Here is a 513-nt window from a genome sequence, read left to right as displayed (position 1 = left end):
GACGTTGATGTAGTCGTCCCCGGCATTGCCGCGGACGAGGTTGTCGGTGGTGTCGCCGGTGAGGTAGTCGTCCGCGCTGCCGCCCTCGAGGTTCTCGAAGCCGGTGAAGCTGTCGCCGGCGGCATGGCCGCCACTGGCGGTGCCGTTGTAGAGCTTCACGGTGACGCCTGTGCTGTCCCCGGCATAGCTGAGCATGTCGGCGCCGTTACCGCCCAGGATATTGTCGGCCCCGTCGCCGCCCTCGGCGGTATCATCGCCGCTGCCGACGTTGATGTAGTCGTCCCCGGCATTGCCGCGGACGAGGTTGTCGGTGGTGTCGCCGGTGAGGTAGTCCTCCGCGCTGCCGCCCTCGAGGTTCTCGAAACCCGAGAAGCTGTCGCCGGCGGCATGGCCGCCGCTGGCGGTGCCGTTGTAGAGCTTCACGGTGACGCCGGCGCTGTCCCCGGCATAGCTGAGCATGTCGGTGCCGTTACCGCCCAGGATATTGTCGGCCCCGTCGCCGCCCTCGGCGGT

The 513-nt window shown here is 68.4% G+C and carries 1 protein-coding gene; it reads right to left on the bottom strand.

Going from position 1 to position 513, the window contains the following annotated elements:
* Positions 1–513, bottom strand: a 513-nt coding sequence (locus tag ACH107_RS33465) for a calcium-binding protein (RefSeq protein ID WP_412509879.1), incomplete at both ends; no start/stop codon positions are given.

It is taken from the genome of Roseovarius halophilus (ex Wu et al. 2025) (assembly GCF_047086965.1).
This window is presented reverse-complemented; position numbering and strand designations above follow the sequence as displayed.